We start from the raw sequence: 18,429 nt of genomic DNA on the forward strand, positions 1-18,429 counted from the left end.
CAGCGAAAAGCGAGCGTGTTCTGGCTCAGGATTCTGGCCCATAGTCGATGCGTTGAGCTGCGGTGGTCCAGATAGGTTGAGTCAATTCGTGACGGCTTTGGCTCAACCTATCTGGTCTGCGTGAAATGGATGGCGTCTGTTCACCACACCGGACTCGTCCGCGAGGCAAGCGAAGAAGTCCGGCGCATGCGATCGCTGCTTCACCCCGTCCATCCAGAACAGCCAGAATGGCTGCGCCGCATACCCGACAGCGTCCGGATCGAAGTCCAGAGCCATCGCCTCGTCCCGCTCGAGCCGCGACTCGTACTCGACATGCGCGCCCACCGTCGCCGAGAAGTACAAACCTGGATTGTTGCGCTGACCCCGATACGACGGGATCGACTACACCGGCGCCACCCCTTCGAACGCCACCCCGACGACCTTGCACTGTCGTCGTTGGTTCGTGCGGCCAGCAACGGGATCGCCCACAGAAGGCGTGGTACCAGCCGCTATAGCTGATGGCGGGGTTTCATCTTCACGTGGTCCCAGCCGCTATGGCAGACGACGTGTTTCGACCCGAGCAGCCAAAATCGGAAACCCCCATGCACAGGGCATTGGTCAGCGTTCGAAACAATAGCTTCAACATAGTCTTCGGCGTCAGGTGAGGCACAGTCCACAACGCGAGGTTGGTAGGTACTCGCCAGACATTGGCCCACCTTCAACTTGTCGACGTCGGTGTCGGAGCCGCCGCGAATCAAATCACATGCCGCGAAGGATCCCACCGCGTAAATAATGAATGCGACCACGGCAAATACGCCGAGTACTTTGCGGTTGCGTAGTAGCTGGCCCACCTCTGTTACCGACCCTCCCCAGTTCGGTTCTGCACCCAAAGATAGGCCACTGTCCTGGCGTACACCACTGCTGAGTCGTAGTGCTAGGACGGCCAGCGCGGACTCGGCACGCCCCAGAAACAACGGCACCCTCGGCATCGTGTCGGGGGTGCCGATGCATGGAGACCGGGTCCATCGCGGCGCGGGCCTGGAACGGGGTATGGCTGGGGCTCGTCGAGTTCACCGCCGCTACCGGTAACGGCCGCAGGCCGATCTCGATGATCTGCAGGGCCGTTTGGGCACACGAGTCGGAGTTTTCGATGCGGCGCGAACTCGATCGAATGCTCGATATCCCGAAATGGCCCAGCCACGCCAAAGGACCCGAATCCGTTTGCTCCCAAGGGATCTCCGGGTTCGATCTGGTGATCTAGGGCTCGGGTGCCGCCTCCAGGGTGGCGATGATCGACTGTGTCATTCCCAGCGACCCGGCAGGGTCGTGGTGGCTGATGGTGAATCCGCTTTTCGCCAGTAGCTCAACCAGGCCACGTCCGCACACCGCGCGGGCATGCTGCGGCTCCATGACCAGTAGGTAGGCATCCATCAGCAATCCGGTCAGCACTGGGCGGTCGAGATCGATGATGACGATGCGCCCGCCGGGTACGAGTACCCGCGCGGACTCGCGGATTGCGCTGTCGCGGACCGCGGTAGGGACTTCATGCAGCCCGAAGACCGACATCACGGTGTCGAACGAGTCGTCCGGATAGGGCAAGTCAGCTATATCGCCCTCTGCCAGGGTGAGGTTGACGATCCCCTGTGCGGCCACTTTGCGTCTGCCCACCGCGATCATCTCGGGTGAGAGATCGACGGCGGTCGCCTGGATCTCAGGGCGCCTATCGGCTAGTAGCCGTGACGCGTATCCGGTCCCGGCACACAACTCCAACACGTGCTCGACGTGACCGCGCTCGACCAGGCGGATCAGTGCGTCGTGGGGGCGGCCCGGTAGAAGTGGATTGACGGTTTCGAGGACTTCTCCAGCGAGTGCGAACTTCAAACGGTTCCCCAGTCCTGGCATGCCTTGAGGTTAGGCATGCCTAATTACTATGTCTAGTGCGTCCCGCAGAACGCGCCACCTGGCGTTCCGCCCCTACCCGACCTACGTCCTGTTCGGATGGCACCGAACTCGCTGTGGTTGCTGTCCGACCGCCGGTCACCAACCACACCTACCAGTCGCAGATGCTGGCGCACATCTCATCGGGCGGATGGAGGAACAACCGAGGACTGCTGCGCCTAATACGCAAGCTCAAAACGTCCGCTCATGCCGCGACCCGTGCGTTCGGCCCGGCCGCAGCCGCTGGGCGGCAGTCGATCTCGCCAACATCCGGATCTGCCGAATTGAGGGCGTTTGTGGTTGCACTTGCTCCCGCTAGCGACCATGTGTGGGGCTGGCGGAGCCGAGGAAAGGCGGTGCCGAAACCCTCGTCACATCGCTAGGTTGTTTCTGATGCCCACCTTCGACGAGATCACCCGCCACCACGAACCCGATCCCTCCGACAACCCTTGGGTCAACGGGCCGCCCTCACCCGAGACGATCACGATCGTCTCCTACAACCGGGAGTGGGCGCGCCGCTTTCAGGCCTTGGCCGACGACATCCTTGCCGCGCTCGGCGAGGTGGCCCTCGACATCGAGCACATCGGATCCACATCCGTCGAGGGACTTGCCGCAAAGGACGTCATCGACATCGATCTCACCGTTGCCGACCCGCGAGAGGAGAGCGTGTACGTCCCACCGCTCGAACGACTCGGCTATTTCCTCACCGTTCGAGAGCCGTTGTTCCATGAGCATCGGTGCCTGCGGCTCGCCGACCCTCGGGTGAACCTGCACGTGTTCGGCCCGGACTGTCCGGAGGTCATCAGACACCGCATGTTCCGCGACTGGTTGCGCACCCACCCCGAGGACCGCGCACTCTACGAGAACGCCAAACGAGCGGCGATCCCCGCAGGTGGCAACGTCATGGATTACAACGCGCGTAAGCAACAGGTGATCCGTGAGATCTACGATCGTCTCTTCCGCGCCGCCGGGATGAAGTAGACCATGCTGCAACCGTCCTCATAGATCGTGTTCTGCTCGTTCGGTCGAGCGAAACCGATGGCCCACAGTTGATCTCGTTAACATCCGGTATTGCCGCTGGGCGGGTGTTCTGCGCGGCGAGATCGACTGCGGCGCAGAACATCCGCTCTTGCCGACGAGCGGGCATCCAGCGCGAAAACGACTTGAAGACGGACGATTCGGTCGCCACCATGCGATCCATGATGCTGCTCGTTCCCGCCGATGTGCTTCGTCCTCGTCGTGCCGATGAGCATTTCGCCGCCGAGGCAGATGCCGCCCGCGCGGCCGGAATGGAGGTCGCGCTGGTCGATCACGACGCGTTGACCAGACCCGACGGTGCCGAGGAGGCAGTTCGCGCGGTGCGAACGAGCGATACGGCGTGGTATCGCGGCTGGATGTTGCGTAGCGAGCAGTACGCCGAGTTCGCCGCGGCACTGCGACGACGTGGCGTCACCTTGAGGACCAGTCCCGAACAGTACCGTCGGGCGCACGAGCTGCCGGGCTGGTATTCCTCGGTCACCGACGTGACGCCGCGGTCGGTATGGACCGTCGGTGATGATTACGCGGGATTCGCCCGTGCGCGTGCCGAACTCGGTTCTGGTCCCGCAGTGCTGCGTGACTACACCAAGTCGATGAAGCACTACTGGAATGAGTCGGCGTTCATCCCCGAACTGGACGACGCGGACTCCGCCTGGCGTGTGGCACAGAGATTCCGGGAACTGCGTGGTGAGGACATGACCGGTGGATGGTTGGGCCGCATCGTTTGCTCTCAGCTCGGTCCACTCTTCAACGGGCGAATGTACTGAACTGCCGCATACCGCGCTGATCGATCCGGCCGCGCGGGGCAGCGGAAATTCAATGGGCCGTGTGGATCTGAAGTCGGCAGAACGATCAATCTGGCTGAGAACACGCGATATGCGGCATGAGCGGACATTCTGTGGGGCACCCGGAGGGCGCTGCCGAGAAGGTGACTTACCCGGCACCTCCTCGACAGTTCGTATCCGAACCGGCACGCCGTGATCGCGGCACTGCACGCACCATGGCGATATTCGGTGCCGACCGCGACATGGATGGATGTTCCGACCAAGCCTGGCGGACGACGGCCTCCCAGTAACCGGCCCTATGTCTCTCGCCACAGAGACGGCGCGATGACCTAGGGCGGCAACTGTCCTAAGCACCTCCTACGTTGGATCGTGCCCAAACGATTACCAGCGATTAGCTGGCCCGCTAGCGCGGAATGGTTCAGCTGGCCGGACTCCAACACAGAGAGGTCATTGATCATGGGAGTTTCTGAAGCCGCCGACCGCGCCGACACCTTCGTCGCGCACAAATTCGACGAGAAGACCGTCGACCTCGGAGAGATCCGCATGAACTACGTCGCCGAGGGTGATCCCGAGGCGCCGGCGCTGCTGTTGATCCCCGCCCAGGGCGAATCCTGGTGGGGATACGAAGAAGCCATCGCATTGCTGAGCCCGGAATTCCGGGTCTTCGCCATCGATCTACGCGGGCAGGGCCGCACCACCTGGACCACCGGCCGCTACAACCTCAACACCTGGGGCAGCGACGTCGAACACTTCATCGATCTCGTCATCGGCCGCCCCGCACTGGTGGCGGGCAATTCCTCGGGAGGTGTGATCACCGCCTGGCTGAGCGCCTACGCCAAGCCCGGCCTGGTCCGCGGCGTGATCCTGGAAGACCCGCCCCTGTTCTCCGCCCAAGCCGGACCACCCTACGGTCCCGGCATGATGCAAACCCTCGGTCCGATCTTCGCGCTGTGGGCGAAATGGCTCGGCCCGCAATGGAGCATCGGCGACTGGGAAGGCATGATCGAAGCCGCACCGGCCGAGTTGCCCGAATTCCTGCACCCCGAATTCCTGCACCCCGGTATCGGGTTCATGATGGGCGACGGCAACGGCAAAGCGTCGCCCACCCGGTCCAGCACCTCAAGGCCACCGACACCGCCAACGCCGGTTGCGACCACGCCACCATGCTGTCGCAGAACAAGGCCCCGGCACTGCTCACCCACCACTTCCACCAAACCGACCCCGAGACCGGCCAACTCATGGGCGCGATGACCGACATCCAAGCCGCCCAAGCCAAACGCCTACTCGGCACCACCGGCCACCCGGTCACCTACACCCAGCTCGACGCACCGCACACCATGCACGAACCACAGGCGCAACGCTATGTCGACATCATCACCGAATGGATCAAGACACTGTCCTGAGCACCACCGAACACGGTGACCTGCCGACCGCGCATCGGCAGGCCAGCGCGCTTCGGACGGCACCGACTGAACGGATCAGCGGGCAACACGGCATGGCCAGTGCGCTGTTCTGGCCGGACGGACGAGGCCACACAATCGGCACTACCGGACGTTCTGCGCCGCAGTCGATCTTGCCGCGCAGAACGCCCGCACCGCGGCAATACAGGATGTTCCGCAACAGTGGGGATGCGGTGCGCGTAGGTGAACGCTGCCGGGTACTCCGTTCCGGAACACACCGTCGGCGACCGGTGGGCTGTTCGGTCTGCGGCGTGTCGGACCCGGGCAGTCTTTACAGTGAGAAGCGCTGTTCCGGAATTGGCTGGCTCACAAACAGATTGGAGGAATCAGTTCACCAATCTGTGCACCGACACCACGGGTGATCTGTGGTGTTCTTCCGGTCTTTCTCCTTTTGTGACGATTGGAGTGGTGACGATGAACGCACCGTTGGCGAACAAAATCGACCTCACGTTTCTGCACCTCGATATCGATCGCAATGGTCTGATCGAGCGGCAGGACATGCTCGGGCTGGGTTCGCGACTGTTGCTGAAGTTCTCCGAGCCGACGTCGACGGCAAAGGGGCAGGCCCTGTTGGAGGCGTTCGATCGATTCTGGGACGCCCTGGCCGAGCATTGCGACACCGACCGCGACCACCAGATCACCCCGGACGAATACCGGGCCGGGATGATTGCGGCCTTCGTCGACGGCGGCAAATTCGACGATATCTTCCGACCCGCTGCCAGGGCCCTGGCGATCGTCGCTGACACCGACGGCGACGGCCGGATCGACCAGGCGGAGTTCCAGGCGATGGAGGCCGTGCTGGGGATTTCCGCCGAGGACAGCCGGATGGCGTTCGACAAGTTGGACACCGACTCCGACGGTGCCCTGAGCGTGCAGGAATACCTGGACGCTGTCCGCGATTACTACACCAACCCCGACCCGGAGGCGCCCGGCAACTGGCTGTACGGCCCGGCGTTCCAGACACCGTTGTCCCGGGCTGGGCTGTGACCGACGAACCCGTGCACACCGATTCCGGTGTGCGGGGGGTGCTACTGCCCGAAGTCAGTCGCTGGCTATGCCGCCCGCACCGCCGCCACCGCCACGCCAGCGACCTGGAACACCGAGCCCGACGCTGGGCCTCCGACTGCGGCCTGGCCGCCGGGCCGGCCGCGGTGCGGCTGCGCGCCCAGGGCATCGACCAGCTGGCCGCCACCGCGATGTCCGAGGAACGCGACGAGCAGGTTCTGCTGTACGCGCGCTGGCTGATCTGGCTGTTCAGCCTCGACGACCACGTCGAATCTCACACCGACCCGCAGGCGATCGACACGATGTTCGGAAACCTGCTGGCCCGCACGGAAGTCCCGGACACCGACATCCACAGCAGCGCGTCCGCTGTCCACGGCACCGCAAGCGGTCCCGCCCACGTGATCGAGCGAGCCTTCGCCGAGCTGTGGCAGCAAACCAGCAGAGGCATGGGCTCAGACTGGCGTGCCCGTTTCAGCGAGGACCTGCGCTACCAGCACACCGGCTGCCTGCGCGAACTGCGGCTGCGCCGCAGCGGCACCGTTCCCACTATCGCGGAGTATCCGCTGCTGCGGCGCCAGTCCGGCGGCATGTGGATCTACGACCTACCCGAAGCAATCCTGGGCATCGAACTACCGCCCGCGTTCGCGGCCACCACGCTGTGGCACCAGCTGGTCTGCCACGTCAGCGACGCCGCGAACTGGTGCAATGACATCCTCTCCTGCCCCAAGGAAATCACCGACCGCGTCACCATGAACTACGTCCTGGTCGCACGCCACGAACTCGGACTGAACCACTCCGACGCCGACCAATGGGTGGTCGGCCGCATCGTCGCTCGCCTCGACCAGGCCGCTGCCCTGGGCCAACGCGTCCCCGACATCGCCGACCATCTCGGCCTGCCTCCGGCCACCATCCGCGACATCAGCCGCATCGCCTGCGCCACCCTCAACTTCCCCGCCGCCTACCTCACCTGGGCTCTCGACTCCCTCCGATACATGAGCCGACCCCCGACTCAGCACCCCTGACCCATCCCACGCAACAGGCAAACCGATTCCCGGTGGAGTGCGACCTCTACCGCGGTTTCCTCAGCGCGTCCCACATCACGCCCCGTCCGCACGAGCAGATGTCCGCCACGCATGCGCGCCCATTGGCACCGGCGCAACTTCTATTGCCGAGCCTGGATGCGATGGGCGCAGCTTGTTGATTGTTCGATAACCATATGCCGCCGGTAGCTGGGGCGGTTGTTGATCACCTACCGTCGGATGTTCTGCCCCGCAGGCGATCTCGCCTCGCAGGACGCCCGCCCAGCGGCGTGTGCTTACGTTTGTGACCAGCCGCTGATACGGAGTTCGAGGGCCTGAGCCCCGAAGCGCTGCAGGGGTCCTCCCCGAAACCCGCTCGCACGAGCAATCTTCGTGGGGAGCGGGCGAACGCTTGTCGCGGATTACGCCCGCAACCCGTCGCGTAGTCGACCGGGCTGGCCGATCGCGTTCGAAAGTTCCCGGTGGATCAGCCGGCGTAGAACTCGGCGGCGGGCATCACCTGGTGTGGCATGTCCGTCGTCGTGGTGATGCTGACGCGGCCGACTCCGGTGAAGAAAGTGGCCCGGCCGACGGTGCCGGTGTTCGCGGGCAGGGCGAAACCCCAACCGCCACTGAGCGGAACGTCCACGGAGCCGGAGTCTCCGGTGTCGAGGTTGGTCCAGTGTGCGGTGACGGTCACCGTGCACGGGGTGTAGATAAAGGCACGGTGCTGGAAGCCGTACCAAATGCCGACTGTGCCCAGCGGACCGAGATCGGGGCGGCTCTGCGCGTTGCCGTTGATCTCGGTAGGGATGGGAAAGTCACGGCAAGCGGTGGGAGTGTTCACCAGCTGAGCGCCGTAGGGTCCGGCCGCGCTCGCGGTTGTGCCGGACGAAAGCAGTACTGCGGCGACGCACGCTCCGATGATCGGCATCCGAACGAGCATGTTGCGGTGTCGCATGGTGTCTCCTAAGAATTGACGGGGAAACGCATTCGATCTGAGTGCCGCCGTATTCGGGTCTCCGTTCGGAGTCGTGGATCGCACATCCCAACGGCAACGTCACGAACCCAGAAACATCGCGTCACGCGTCGGGACGGTACACCGAACCGGGGCGGGCCCACAGAATTGCGGGCACGGATACAGCAACTCGCTCGACGGTCCCCGCGCGGTGCTGGACGAGCTACCGCACCAACGTCTTTGCCGCATCTGTGCGCCCGCGACGGAGGTAGCGGCCCCCAGCGTTGCCGCTGAGAGCCTGTCGTCACCACCGAGCCCGACTACCCCTCGTGGCGGACCTTCTAGACGGCCGCACGACAGGGCGCATGATCCTCGTGGACGGTGAGCCGATCATCTACTCACGTCTGAACAACGCCGTGAACTGCGCCGCCGCGAAGGTCCGGGTTTCCGTGAGCACAGGCACCGACAAGAGCGGATTCGGATGGACATAAGCTCGAGGCCTGAACAGCAGGATCAGGACAGCCAGCAGAGTGTTCGACACGGATCTTGGAAAACCCTGTCACCCAACCCATCCGGATGATTGACCAAGGCGCGCACATCGGCATTTCCGGACGTCGTTGGAGCCGGATGGGTCATGGTTGAGCCGGAACGGGGGGGCACAGATGGGGGCCGAACTCGTATTGCAACCTCGGAATCATTACCCGGGGCAGTAGTGACAGCGGGGTCTGTCGGTGGTGCGTGCCAGGGTTAGCGGATGGTTGCAGACGGCGAGTATTTATCCGATTGCTACTCGGCCGGTCTCGACCCGTGGTCGGATACTGCCGTGGTGCACGACGACCTGGTCGCGGCGAAGGAGCTTGTTTACGATCCGTGTGGGTTCGCCTGCACGGAACCGGTTCCGGAAGCCGAGAGTGCCGGGTACGCCGCCCACTTGTTTACCGTCGACGGACGTTCGATCCGGTTTCGCTCGGCGAAGTCGACGCCCACTAAGGTCGGCCAATTTGTCACTGTCTGGAAGAGGGCTGTTGGTGGGCCGATCGAGCCCTTCGACGACACCGACCGCGTCGATCTGTTCGTCATCAGCACGGTCGAGCGGGACAGCTTGGGGCAGTTCGTCTTTCCCGTCGACGTGCTCCGCGAGCGCGGAGTCGTCGCCGGAGACGGTTCGGACGGGAAGCGGGCGTTCCGGGTTTATCCGCCGTAGGTGCACACCACCAACCGGCAGGCGGGCAGGGCGCAAGCATGGCAGCTGGATCACTTCCTGCACCTGTACCGCGACAGGACTATCGACGTCGATCGTGCCCGAGCGCTCTATCGCCGATAAGGCGTCGGCCTAGGTGACCATCCCGCCGATGGCGAGGCCGAGCAGGAATCCGAAGAGGGCTAGTAGAAGTCCGGCGAATGCCGCCAGCAAGCCGACGCCGACTCGGCGGGTGCTGTAACGGAGTGGGAGATCTGCGGCGCTGATGGCGATGAGCAGGCCGCCGGCCACCGGAGGTCCCGCGATGAGCCAGGTCGCGTCGCGAGGGGCCAGTCCTGTGTAGGGCAATGCTATGCAGATCATGCCGATCACTACGGCGACGAACGCCTCGGGACCGAACCAGTTGTCCCGCGCATACTTCGGTGGCGGGTCGCTCATGCCGTTGCCAGCCAGACGAATAGAACAAGGAAGCCTGCGGTCGCTGTACCGACGGCTGCGCCCAGCCTTCGCGGCGTTCTCCGCAGCGCCAGCAGGGTTGCCGCCGCGGCCATCAAGACAGTGACGACTGCGAATATCACGTGCTTCGACGGGTCGACCGATGGGTAAGCCGCGTCCGCCAGTCGCACCACAAAGGCGAACAGCATCGCGGCCGTTGCGGACGCCACTGGCACCGCCAATGTCGTCATCTGCCAGAAGACCGAGTCGGACATCAACCCTTGTGCGCTGGTATCACCACGTTGCTCCACTAGCGCAAAACCACAACGGACGGCGGATTGCTGGGACTGCCCAGTGTTGTCGGCTTGTTCCGCTCCCAGTTCGGATCACTGAAGTCGGCTTTGAACGGCTCGAACATTGCTTTTCCTCCTCCGACATCGTGAAAGGACGGTAGGTTCGCGAGCGGCCCCCACTGGCTCCCGGAGTTCGCCGGATCGATCAAGACGGGTCGAGCGGTCCCTGCGAAATTATCTTGATAGATCTCGACGGAAGGGTAGTCGGTTATCTCTCCACCGGCCACAACTCTTGGTGTGCCAGGGTTTCCGCTCGTGGGCGATATCACCAGCTCACCGTTGACGGTGTGGCCGGTCACGCTCGATCCTGGCGGTGCGAATGGATTGGCCGCATCGTATTGGATCAACACCGAACCGTTCGGAAGCTGCTGCGCCTGCACTGCCGGTTCGCCGACCTGGACGTCGCCGGAGGTGGTGACCGAAGGATTTTGGCGAGTGATGATGAGGCCGTTCTCGTAGTCGACGTATGTGACGACGCGTGCGTGTTCAGGGTCGAACTTCGGATCCTCGGCGCGATTGTCGCCCAGGTCGTATTCGGGCACATTGAACACCTGCGCGGCAGGGATGAAGGCAGCGGCGCGAACGATCCCCTGACCGGGCACCGGCTCGATCCGGGCAACCTTGATATTCGGTGGCACTCCCTGATACTTCGGGTCGTAACTATTAGGGTTCAATGCTTCGGCGGTTTTCCAGTCCGTCGGACTGGTAGGTGCTCGGCCGAAGATCTGCTGGAAAGCCGCCGCGGAGGTACGGAGACGGTCGGGGTCCGACCTGGAGTTCTGTGTCTTGACGTCCTCGATCGCCTTCGTCGCCTCGGTCAACGCCGACTCCGGTGCCATGGCTTCGAGTTCTTGATTCGCCTGTGCGATCTTCGCGCCCCACTGTGCGTCGGAACCCGCCAGGGCTGAAACCAAGCCGACAAGTCTCGAAAGCTGCACTCCGGCCTCGGAATCCCAGTCCTGAACGCCGCTCACCGTCCAGTCGTCGGCGACGCTGACCGGTGGGAAGACGTAGTGCTGGAAGATAATGCGGATCTCCGCCAGTGAATGTGCCATATCGCGGGCGGCTCCGGCACAAGCGGTGCCGAGATCATCGTATGCCGTGGCGATTGCCCGCATCTGGGTGCGTTCTCGGTCGGCCTTGTCTTCTGCGGCTTGCCTGGCATCGCCCTTCCACGCTAAATCGTCGTGGAGCGTGACGTACATCGTGTCGGCGGCTTTGACGGTCGCGTCGGCGATAGCAGTGGCGTTGACAGCGACCGCCTGCAGTCCGGATACATCCCAACTCAATACTTCATTCGGTGTAGCCATCGCTCAATTCCCCGCGTGCGGGTCGCCGGAGTTGATATCGGCGACGGCGGCCAGTCGCTTGGCAGCATCGAGATCGGTGTCGCGAAATGTTTCCGCCGACAGTGCCAGCAGACTGGAGAACTGGTTGAACCGTGCTTTCAACACATCCTTGGCCCGCCTGCTCGACGGGTCCGACTCGGCCAGCGCTGCCCCGACCACAGACCCTTTCAACTTGTCCACGTTGGGGCCCGCGCCCAGGTGCGGAGCTCGATCGATCGAACCGGGCAGTGCGGCCAGCACCCCTGCCGCTCCCCGCAGGCTGTCCGGGCTGACCTCGAACGACATCGGTCTCTCCTCACCCCCACTGACCTGTGAGCGCCTCGTTCATGTCGCCTACCTATTGATACTGACGCATGGGGTCGTCGATCGGTTCCACGTTCGTGCCACTGCGATTTCACCCGCAAGCCGTATCCTCGAACGCGCCGAGCGCTGATGAAGGGATCGAGGGATGGCCGAAGCGGCTTATGTCGCGATTGCGGACGAGTACGCGCGGCGGATTCGGGAGGGGGAGCTTGCGGCCGGGGCTCGGCTGCCTAGCCAGGCGGAGTTGATCGGGCGGTATGGGGTGTCGCGGTCGGTTATTCGGCGAGCGATTGAGGTGCTGGGTAGTCGGGGGCTTGTGCGGACTGTGCCGCGGCGGGGGACCTTTGTTATCGGTGGAGTATCGGTGGACGAACCTGGCGGGCTTTCCATCGACGATGAGGTCGATGATGTTCGGGCCGAGGCGCATCCGATCCGACGGGCGCAGTTGGCCGCGAATCTTATTACCCATTACCAACTTCGGATCGCGGAGCTGTCGGGTATCCGGCAGACCGCGATCGAAGACGCGCACGATCACGGCATGAGTCTCAGTGATATCGGTGTACGGCTTGGCTTGGCGGATGGTCGAATGAGCCACGTCCGTCGAACGGGCCGCTGACTCGTTCGCGTGGCCGCTGCCAACCATCCACTGGGCCAACAGGATCCGAGCTGAACCGCGGCGAGATCCGGTGCGGCGCAACCGGAGCGCGCCGCGTGCTCGCGCCGATGATCGGGAAAAGCGGCGTCACCGACCTACTTCTCGAACTGCGTCCGCTTCCAGTCACCATACGGCTCGTCCCGCTCCCGGACGGCCTCCCGGAAACCTGTAGTGGCCGAACGCAATTGGAAGGCATAGCCCTCGCGGGTGTGCCGGGAGATGCCATCGAAGACGGTGCTGATCATGCCCGAGTTCGCCACCCCCTGCGCGAGCAGCGCGCTGTTGAGCGCCAGTTTCGCCATGATCAACTGGTTGACCGGCATCCGCGCGATGCGCTCGAGCAGGGCTTCGGTGCGCTCGTCCAGTTCGTCGGGCGGCGTCGACTCGACCGCGAGCCCCCACTCCTCGGCCTGCTTGCCGGACAGACAGTCGCCGGTGAACAGCAGGCGCTTGGCGCGCTGGTCGCCCAGGCGGTGCGCCCACATGCCCGCGGCAGGGATGCCCCAGACGCGGGTGGGCGGGTAACCGATCTTGGTGTCTTCGGCGCAGATGATCTGGTCGGCGTACAGCGCGATGTCGGTGCCGCCGGCGACGGCGAAGCCGTGCAGTTTGGCGACCGTCGGCTTGTTGGCGTGCAGCAGGCTGGCGAAGCCGCGGTTGAACCGGCTCATCATCGCGTAGTCGACCATGGGATCCCAAGTGCCCCAAGGGTTGTGATTGCGCGCCTGGACCACCGGATCGAGCACGGTTCCGGTCGTGGAGTCCATGCCATCGCCGGAATCGAATCCGTTCTCGGCGAAGAGGGACAGATCGTATCCGCCGCAGAAGCCTTTGCCGCGGCCGGAAACCACCATTACGTGCACGCGCGGATCGAGGTCGGCCCGCTCGACCGCGTGCGCGAGCTCGATGGGGGTGTCGGAGGTGATCGCGTTGCCGTGTTCGGGGCGGTTGAAGGTGATCCGGGCGATCCGGCCGGTCACCTCGTAGGTGAGCGTGCGGTAGCTGATTTCGGTCGGCGGCAGCGTGCGGTCGGCCCACGGCGAATCGGGGGCTTCGGTAAGTCCCTCGTACCAAGCGGCCGGGCGGGTGCCGGAATGATTCTCGAAGTCTGACAAGACGGTTTCCTGACTGTGCGTCGGGGACGGGGGAACTAGCCTTGATATTACATACTTGTGTCAAGTGACGTAACACTGTAATACTGATTTCATGCCCACCCACGTGGTAACGAATCAAGTTCCCCCGCTCGTCGACTATGACGCCGCCGAACAGCCCGTACTGCTGGAGGCGCTGCACCGTGCGGGCGCCGAGCACGCGCTCGACGAGCTGCACGAGATCGGACGACTGGCGGGCAGTGCCGAAGCGGCGGAGCTCGGTGATCGCGCCGAGGCGCATCCGCCGACCCTGAAGACGCACGACCGATACGGCAACCGCGTCGACGAGGTCGTCTACGACCCGAGCTATCACCAGCTGATGACCCACGCGATCGGGTTCGGCCTGCACGGCGCGGTGTGGGCGGACCCTCGACCGAACCCGCATCTGACCCGGGCCGCGAAATTGAGCGTATGGGGTCCGGTCGATGCCGGGCACGGCTGCCCGATCTCGATGACCTATGCCGTCGTCCCCGCACTGCGTGCCGCCCCGGACCTCGCCGTACAGTACGAACCTTTGTTGTGTGCAAGAGAATACGATCCCGGCTTGCGTACGCCGCTGTCGAAGCGGGGTCTGATCGCCGGGATGTCGATGACGGAAAAGCAAGGCGGTTCGGACGTCCGGGCCAACACCACCGCCGCGACGCCGATGTCCGACGGCACCTACCGGATCACCGGACACAAGTGGTTCACCTCCGCGCCGATGTCGGACGTGTTCCTGGTGCTGGCGCAAGCGCCCGGCGGCCTTTCCTGTTTCTTTGTCCCGCGCGTGTTGCCCGATGGCACCCGCAATGCCTTTGCGCTGCAACGGCTCAAGGACAAACTGGGTAACCGCTCGAACGCCAGCAGCGAGGTCGAATACGACAACACCATCGGCTGGCTGGTCGGCGCCGAAGGCCGCGGCGTGCCGACGATCATCGAAATGGTCAATCTGACCCGGCTGGACTGCACCCTCGGTACCGCCACCGGCATGCGCACCGGTGTCGCCGCGGCCGCGCACCATGCCGCCCATCGCACTGCTTTCGGTGCGGCACTGGCGGATCAGCCGCTGATGCGCAATGTGCTGGCCGATCTCGCGATCGAGGCCGAGGCGGCGACCACCGTCGCACTGTGGTTGGCCGACCTCACCGACCAGGCGACGGCCGGGGTGGACGGCGCCGATCAGTTACGCCGAATCGCGTTGGCGGTGAGCAAATACTATGTGTGCAAACGTGGCCCGATCCACGCCGCCGAAGCGTTGGAATGCCTGGGCGGCAACGGATATGTCGAAGAGTCTCGAATGCCGCGGCTCTATCGGGAAGCGCCGTTGATGTCGATCTGGGAGGGCTCGGGCAATGTCGCCGCCCTCGACACCCTGCGCGCGATGGCCAAACAACCGGAAACCCTCGGCGCCTTCTTCGACGAGGTGAAACGAGCGGGCGGCGCCGACCGGCATCTCGATGCCGCGATCACCCGGCTGGAACAGCAATTCGGCGACTTCGACACCATCCAGCACCGGGCCCGCCGCATCGTCGGCGATATGGCGCAGGTTCTGCAAGCGTCGCTGCTCGTGCGCTATGGCCATCCGGCCGTGGCGGATGCCTTCACCATCAGCAGGCTCGGCGGCGAGCACGGTGATGTTTTCGGCACGCTACCGACAGGCATCGATAGCACGGCGATCATTCAGCGAGCCACGCCCAAGACCGGCGACTGAAGCCGACTGCGCACCCGTTATGCGTCCGAGGTGACCAGCAGGTGTTCGGCGAATGTCATGAATTCGGTACGAAATGCCGCATATTCGGCACGTAGCCGCAACCCGGGCCAGTCGGCGGGCAACAGCGGATCGGGCAGCAAGGGATCATCGAGAATATGCCGCACCGCCGCTGCCGCTACCTCGAACCGCTCACGCAACGATGACGAACTCGCGAACTCGAGGAGCAACTGCTCGGCGTCGCGAGCCCAAAGCTGGGGCGCGAAAAGGGTTTCCGCCATCGCGGCCGGTGAATCCTGCGGGACCGCGGTGAACACCGAAACCCGTCGGCGGGCATCCGGCCCGAGAACGAGCTCGATGTTCGCGGGCCGGGTCCAGACGCCTTCCCGTAATTCACCGAGTTTGCGGGCGCGCATCGTATCCCGGAACGCGGTCCGCGCGGCCGCGTCGTCACCGATGGCGGTCACCACCGCCAAATACCATTCGCCGTCCCACGCTTTCACCACGGGACTCACCGCGGCGTCTTGCCTGCGCTGCCGCTCGATCAGCCGGTCGGAGAGCCGATACACGCCGTTCGCGCGTTCCAGATCACCCATGGCGACCATCCGGGTCAGCGCGACCCGAACAGCCGACTGTTGCAACCCCAGTTCCTCGGCCACCGAAACGATCCAGCTGACGGGGGCCTGCGCCGGATGCGTGCCGAGCAACGCACTCAGAATGGCCGACCGAGCGGTCAGCTTCCGCACGCGCATCGCCTCACACCTGTCCTATCCGAGTCCCGTCGGCCGATTCAGGCCATCGAACCCGGAATTCTACAGACGAGCCTGCCGGGCCCGGCCGTTCCCGCCACGAGACATCGCCCGCCCGAAGTCCGCGGCAACTGCCGTGAACTGGCGATGTGCCGAGCCGAGGCGCGAATCCGGGTGCCGCTAGTTCGCGTTGTTATATGCCGCGACAATGTCGGCGGGGATGCGGCCGCGGGTCGATACGTTGTGCCCGTGCTTCCTGGCCCATTCGCGGATCGCCGCTGTTTGCTCGCGATCGGTCGCCGAAGTGGCTTTCCCGGAACCTTTGCGCTTCGCCCGACCGGTCTTGCGCGCCTTTTCCGCCCACGGCTCCAGCGCGACCCGCAGCTTGCCCGCGTTCTTGGTGGACAGATCGATCTCGTAGGCCACGCCATCGATCGAAAATTGAACTGTTTCATTCGCTTTCGACTTGCCGTCGTAGTCGTCGACCAGGGTGACGGTGACTTTCTTGGCCATGGAGTGCGTCCTTTGCGTAGTCACGAGTATTTGGCTCGAAATACTAATACCGTATCGCATCGAACTCGTCGGTGAGAAAAGCAGTGCGCCGCAGAAGTGCACGAGCATCGGCGGCGCGGTAGTCAGCGCAGCGATTCCGCCGCCCGCGCGGCTATCGACGCGGCGACCGCGCTCAATGCCGGTGAGTCGAGCCGCCATTGCTGCCAGTACAGCGGGACATCGATGAATGCCTCGCCATCGATGGACACCAGCTCGGTGGTAGGAGAATTTCGGGATTGCAGGTCCGGCAACATGCCCCAGCCCAATCCGAGCCGAACCGCCGCCAGGAAACCGGCCGAGGACGGGACATAATGGCGCGGCGGATCAAGGCGTTGGCGGCTGCGGCGCCGCAGGTGCCGGTCTTGCAGATCGTCTTTGCGATCGAACAGCACCACCGGCGCCGCCGCATAAGCCTTGGCAGTGGGACCGTCGCCGAACCAGGTTCGAGCGAACCGCGGTGCGGCCATCGGCCGGTACCGCATCGCGCCGAGCCGCTCGACCTTGCAGCCCTGCACCGCGGCGGACGTGGCGGTGATCGCCGCCATGACCGTGCCGTCGCGCAGCAGCCGGGTGGTGTGTTCCTCGTCTTCGCGGTGGATTTCGAAACAGATGCTCGGCGGTATGTCGGCGAGCGCGGGCAGCACCCAGGTTTCCAGCGAATCGGCGTTGACCGCGATGGGCAGGCGGATCGGCCGATCGGCGGGTCGATGGGCGTCGCCGAGTTCGCGGGCGGTGTCCCCGGCGAGCAGCTCGATCTGCCTGGCCAGGCGCAGCACCGCGAGCCCGGATTCGGTGGCGCGCACCGGCTTTGTGCGCTGCACCAAGACGCGGCCCGCCGCGTCCTCCAGTGCCTTGATGCGTTGGCTGACCGCCGACGGGGTGATCCGCAGGCTTTTCGCGGCGGCGTCGAACGTGCCCTCGGTGACCGCCGCGTTCAAGGCGCGGAGCTGATCGAGCTGGAGGTCCATATTAAGGAATCGTAATGGTAGTGCAGAATCTTTAGCTTGTCTGGTGATAATGCCCGGCCTAGCGTCGGCGAATGTGGATGTTCCCTCGGCGGCCTTGGCGGCTTTCTCCGGTCTCGGTTTCGGACTCTCATTGATCGTGGCGATCGGCGCACAGAACGCGTTCGTGCTGCGTCAGGGGGTGCGCGGACAGCACATTTTCGCGGTCGTCGCGGTGTGCGCGCTGTCGGATATCGTGCTGATCGCCGCGGGCGTCGGGGGTTTCGGCGTGGTCGTCCAATCGGTGCCCGCCGCGGTCACGGTGGTTCGTTATGCGGGTGCGGCGTTCCTGCTCGGCTATGCCATCCTCGCGGCGCGGCGGGCATTCGCGTCGGCCACGCTCACCGCCGAATCCGCGGGCGCGACCGTGGCGCTCGGCGCGACGGTCGCTACCTGCCTGGCTCTGACCTGGCTCAACCCGCACGTCTACCTGGACACCGTGGTCCTGCTCGGCGCCGTCGCCAACACCTATACGAGCCCCGACCGCTGGTTCCTCGGCGCGGGCGCGATGCTCGGCAGTGTGATCTGGTTCACCGCGCTCGGGTACGGCGCCCGCCTGCTCGGCCCGCTGTTCGCCCGTCCACTTGCCTGGCGCGTCCTGGATTCCGCTATCGCCGTGATGATGACGCTGCTGGCGGTGGCGCTGTTGCTCGCCGGTCCGTCGCCTTGACGGCGAAACCACGGCGTCCGGAGCTGGGCTGGTAGTCGAGAGCTGGCTGCCACGCGGGAAACTCGAATGTTGCCACTAGTCGTGAGACGAGTGTTGTTCGGCGAGAACAGGGTTGGCTGAGCCACCTGGGTGATGCGA

At 64.5% G+C, this 18,429-nt stretch carries 22 protein-coding genes; 11 read left to right on the forward strand and 11 right to left on the reverse strand.

Annotated elements, in window-relative coordinates; translation table 11 throughout:
* Nucleotides 1–102: 102 nt before the first annotated feature.
* Nucleotides 103–378 carry a hypothetical protein gene (locus KV110_RS10430; protein WP_343224197.1) on the reverse strand — a complete coding sequence of 92 codons (276 nt, stop codon included), beginning with the start codon at nt 376–378 and terminating at the stop codon, nt 103–105.
* Nucleotides 379–988: 610 nt separating this feature from the next.
* On the opposite strand from KV110_RS10430, the gene KV110_RS10435 reads away from it, so the two are divergent.
* A complete protein-coding gene (locus tag KV110_RS10435; RefSeq protein WP_218475488.1) occupies nt 989–1,240 on the forward strand; it encodes a hypothetical protein in 252 nt (83 codons plus the stop codon).
* On the opposite strand, the gene KV110_RS10440 is transcribed toward KV110_RS10435, so the two are convergent.
* Nucleotides 1,237–1,881, reverse strand: coding sequence for a class I SAM-dependent methyltransferase (locus KV110_RS10440; RefSeq protein WP_218475489.1), 645 nt, complete (start codon nt 1,879–1,881; stop codon nt 1,237–1,239). The genes KV110_RS10435 and KV110_RS10440 overlap by 4 nt on opposite strands.
* Nucleotides 1,882–2,310: 429 nt before the next feature.
* On the opposite strand from KV110_RS10440, the gene KV110_RS10445 reads away from it, so the two are divergent.
* The 6 genes from KV110_RS10445 to KV110_RS41765 all read left to right on the forward strand — a co-directional run bounded on the left by KV110_RS10445 (nt 2,311) and on the right by KV110_RS41765 (nt 7,227).
* Entirely contained in the window at nt 2,311–2,898 is a 588-nt protein-coding gene (locus tag KV110_RS10445; RefSeq protein WP_218475490.1) for a GrpB family protein, read from the forward strand.
* 218 nt (nt 2,899–3,116) lie between these two features.
* Nucleotides 3,117–3,722: an ATP-grasp domain-containing protein gene (locus KV110_RS10450; protein WP_218475491.1), complete on the forward strand. Its 606-nt coding sequence runs from the start codon at nt 3,117–3,119 to the stop codon at nt 3,720–3,722.
* 474 nt (nt 3,723–4,196) lie between these two features.
* The gene (locus KV110_RS10455; RefSeq protein WP_246634451.1) at nt 4,197–4,991 is read left to right on the forward strand and encodes an alpha/beta fold hydrolase; all 795 of its coding nucleotides are present in this window, start codon (nt 4,197–4,199) and stop codon (nt 4,989–4,991) included.
* On the forward strand, nt 4,988–5,143 hold the full coding sequence (locus KV110_RS41370) for a hypothetical protein (RefSeq protein ID WP_246634452.1): 156 nt from the start codon (nt 4,988–4,990) through the stop codon (nt 5,141–5,143). The genes KV110_RS10455 and KV110_RS41370 overlap by 4 nt, the downstream gene beginning before the upstream one ends.
* A gap of 471 nt (nt 5,144–5,614) precedes the next feature.
* The gene (locus KV110_RS10460; protein ID WP_218475492.1) at nt 5,615–6,187 is read left to right on the forward strand and encodes an EF-hand domain-containing protein; all 573 of its coding nucleotides are present in this window, start codon (nt 5,615–5,617) and stop codon (nt 6,185–6,187) included.
* Nucleotides 6,184–7,227 carry a terpene synthase family protein gene (locus KV110_RS41765; protein WP_218475493.1) on the forward strand — a complete coding sequence of 348 codons (1,044 nt, stop codon included), beginning with the start codon at nt 6,184–6,186 and terminating at the stop codon, nt 7,225–7,227. Before KV110_RS10460 ends, KV110_RS41765 begins: the two co-directional genes overlap by 4 nt.
* A gap of 484 nt (nt 7,228–7,711) precedes the next feature.
* On the opposite strand, the gene KV110_RS10470 is transcribed toward KV110_RS41765, so the two are convergent.
* The gene (locus KV110_RS10470) at nt 7,712–8,185 is read right to left on the reverse strand and encodes a hypothetical protein (RefSeq protein ID WP_218475494.1); all 474 of its coding nucleotides are present in this window, start codon (nt 8,183–8,185) and stop codon (nt 7,712–7,714) included.
* Nucleotides 8,186–9,008: 823 nt separating this feature from the next.
* Here KV110_RS10470 and KV110_RS10475 point away from each other — a divergent pair.
* A complete protein-coding gene (locus KV110_RS10475) occupies nt 9,009–9,386 on the forward strand; it encodes a MepB family protein (protein ID WP_246634453.1) in 378 nt (125 codons plus the stop codon).
* Nucleotides 9,387–9,515: 129 nt separating this feature from the next.
* Here the strand turns inward: KV110_RS10475 and KV110_RS10480 are convergent, their stop codons facing one another.
* Genes KV110_RS10480 through KV110_RS10495 form a run of 4 tightly spaced genes read right to left on the reverse strand, consistent with a single transcriptional unit; the run spans nt 9,516 to nt 11,805 of the window.
* Nucleotides 9,516–9,821, reverse strand: a complete 306-nt coding sequence (locus KV110_RS10480) for a hypothetical protein (RefSeq protein ID WP_218475496.1) — start codon at nt 9,819–9,821, stop codon at nt 9,516–9,518.
* A complete protein-coding gene (locus KV110_RS10485; protein WP_218475497.1) occupies nt 9,818–10,093 on the reverse strand; it encodes a hypothetical protein in 276 nt (91 codons plus the stop codon). Before KV110_RS10485 ends, KV110_RS10480 begins: the two co-directional genes overlap by 4 nt.
* A gap of 35 nt (nt 10,094–10,128) precedes the next feature.
* Nucleotides 10,129–11,481, reverse strand: a complete 1,353-nt coding sequence (locus tag KV110_RS10490) for a hypothetical protein (RefSeq protein WP_218475498.1) — start codon at nt 11,479–11,481, stop codon at nt 10,129–10,131.
* 3 nt (nt 11,482–11,484) lie between these two features.
* Nucleotides 11,485–11,805 carry a hypothetical protein gene (locus KV110_RS10495; protein WP_218475499.1) on the reverse strand — a complete coding sequence of 107 codons (321 nt, stop codon included), beginning with the start codon at nt 11,803–11,805 and terminating at the stop codon, nt 11,485–11,487.
* Between the two features lie 163 nt (nt 11,806–11,968).
* Between KV110_RS10495 and KV110_RS10500 the strand changes: the two genes are divergently transcribed.
* Nucleotides 11,969–12,439: a GntR family transcriptional regulator gene (locus KV110_RS10500; RefSeq protein ID WP_218475501.1), complete on the forward strand. Its 471-nt coding sequence runs from the start codon at nt 11,969–11,971 to the stop codon at nt 12,437–12,439.
* Between the two features lie 134 nt (nt 12,440–12,573).
* Here KV110_RS10500 and KV110_RS10505 read toward each other — a convergent pair whose 3' ends face one another.
* On the reverse strand, nt 12,574–13,593 hold the full coding sequence (locus tag KV110_RS10505) for a crotonase/enoyl-CoA hydratase family protein (protein ID WP_218475503.1): 1,020 nt from the start codon (nt 13,591–13,593) through the stop codon (nt 12,574–12,576).
* A 91-nt stretch (nt 13,594–13,684) separates the two neighbouring features.
* Between KV110_RS10505 and KV110_RS10510 the strand changes: the two genes are divergently transcribed.
* Nucleotides 13,685–15,319: an acyl-CoA dehydrogenase family protein gene (locus tag KV110_RS10510; RefSeq protein ID WP_218475504.1), complete on the forward strand. Its 1,635-nt coding sequence runs from the start codon at nt 13,685–13,687 to the stop codon at nt 15,317–15,319.
* Between the two features lie 17 nt (nt 15,320–15,336).
* On the opposite strand, the gene KV110_RS10515 is transcribed toward KV110_RS10510, so the two are convergent.
* The 3 genes from KV110_RS10515 to KV110_RS10525 form a co-directional block, all read right to left on the reverse strand.
* On the reverse strand, nt 15,337–16,068 hold the full coding sequence (locus tag KV110_RS10515) for a PaaX family transcriptional regulator C-terminal domain-containing protein (protein WP_393538774.1): 732 nt from the start codon (nt 16,066–16,068) through the stop codon (nt 15,337–15,339).
* Nucleotides 16,069–16,245: 177 nt separating this feature from the next.
* Complete coding sequence (locus KV110_RS10520) at nt 16,246–16,578, reverse strand: histone-like nucleoid-structuring protein Lsr2 (RefSeq protein ID WP_218475506.1); 333 nt, start codon at nt 16,576–16,578, stop codon at nt 16,246–16,248.
* Between the two features lie 122 nt (nt 16,579–16,700).
* Nucleotides 16,701–17,585 (reverse strand): LysR family transcriptional regulator ArgP, encoded by an 885-nt coding sequence (locus KV110_RS10525; RefSeq protein WP_218475507.1) that lies wholly within the window; start codon nt 17,583–17,585, stop codon nt 16,701–16,703.
* 73 nt (nt 17,586–17,658) lie between these two features.
* Here KV110_RS10525 and KV110_RS10530 point away from each other — a divergent pair, with 73 nt between their 5' ends.
* Complete coding sequence (locus KV110_RS10530) at nt 17,659–18,291, forward strand: LysE/ArgO family amino acid transporter (protein WP_246634454.1); 633 nt, start codon at nt 17,659–17,661, stop codon at nt 18,289–18,291.
* Nucleotides 18,292–18,429 lie beyond the last annotated feature (138 nt).

It is taken from the genome of Nocardia iowensis (assembly GCF_019222765.1).
Classification (GTDB): Bacteria; Actinomycetota; Actinomycetes; order Mycobacteriales; family Mycobacteriaceae; genus Nocardia; species Nocardia iowensis.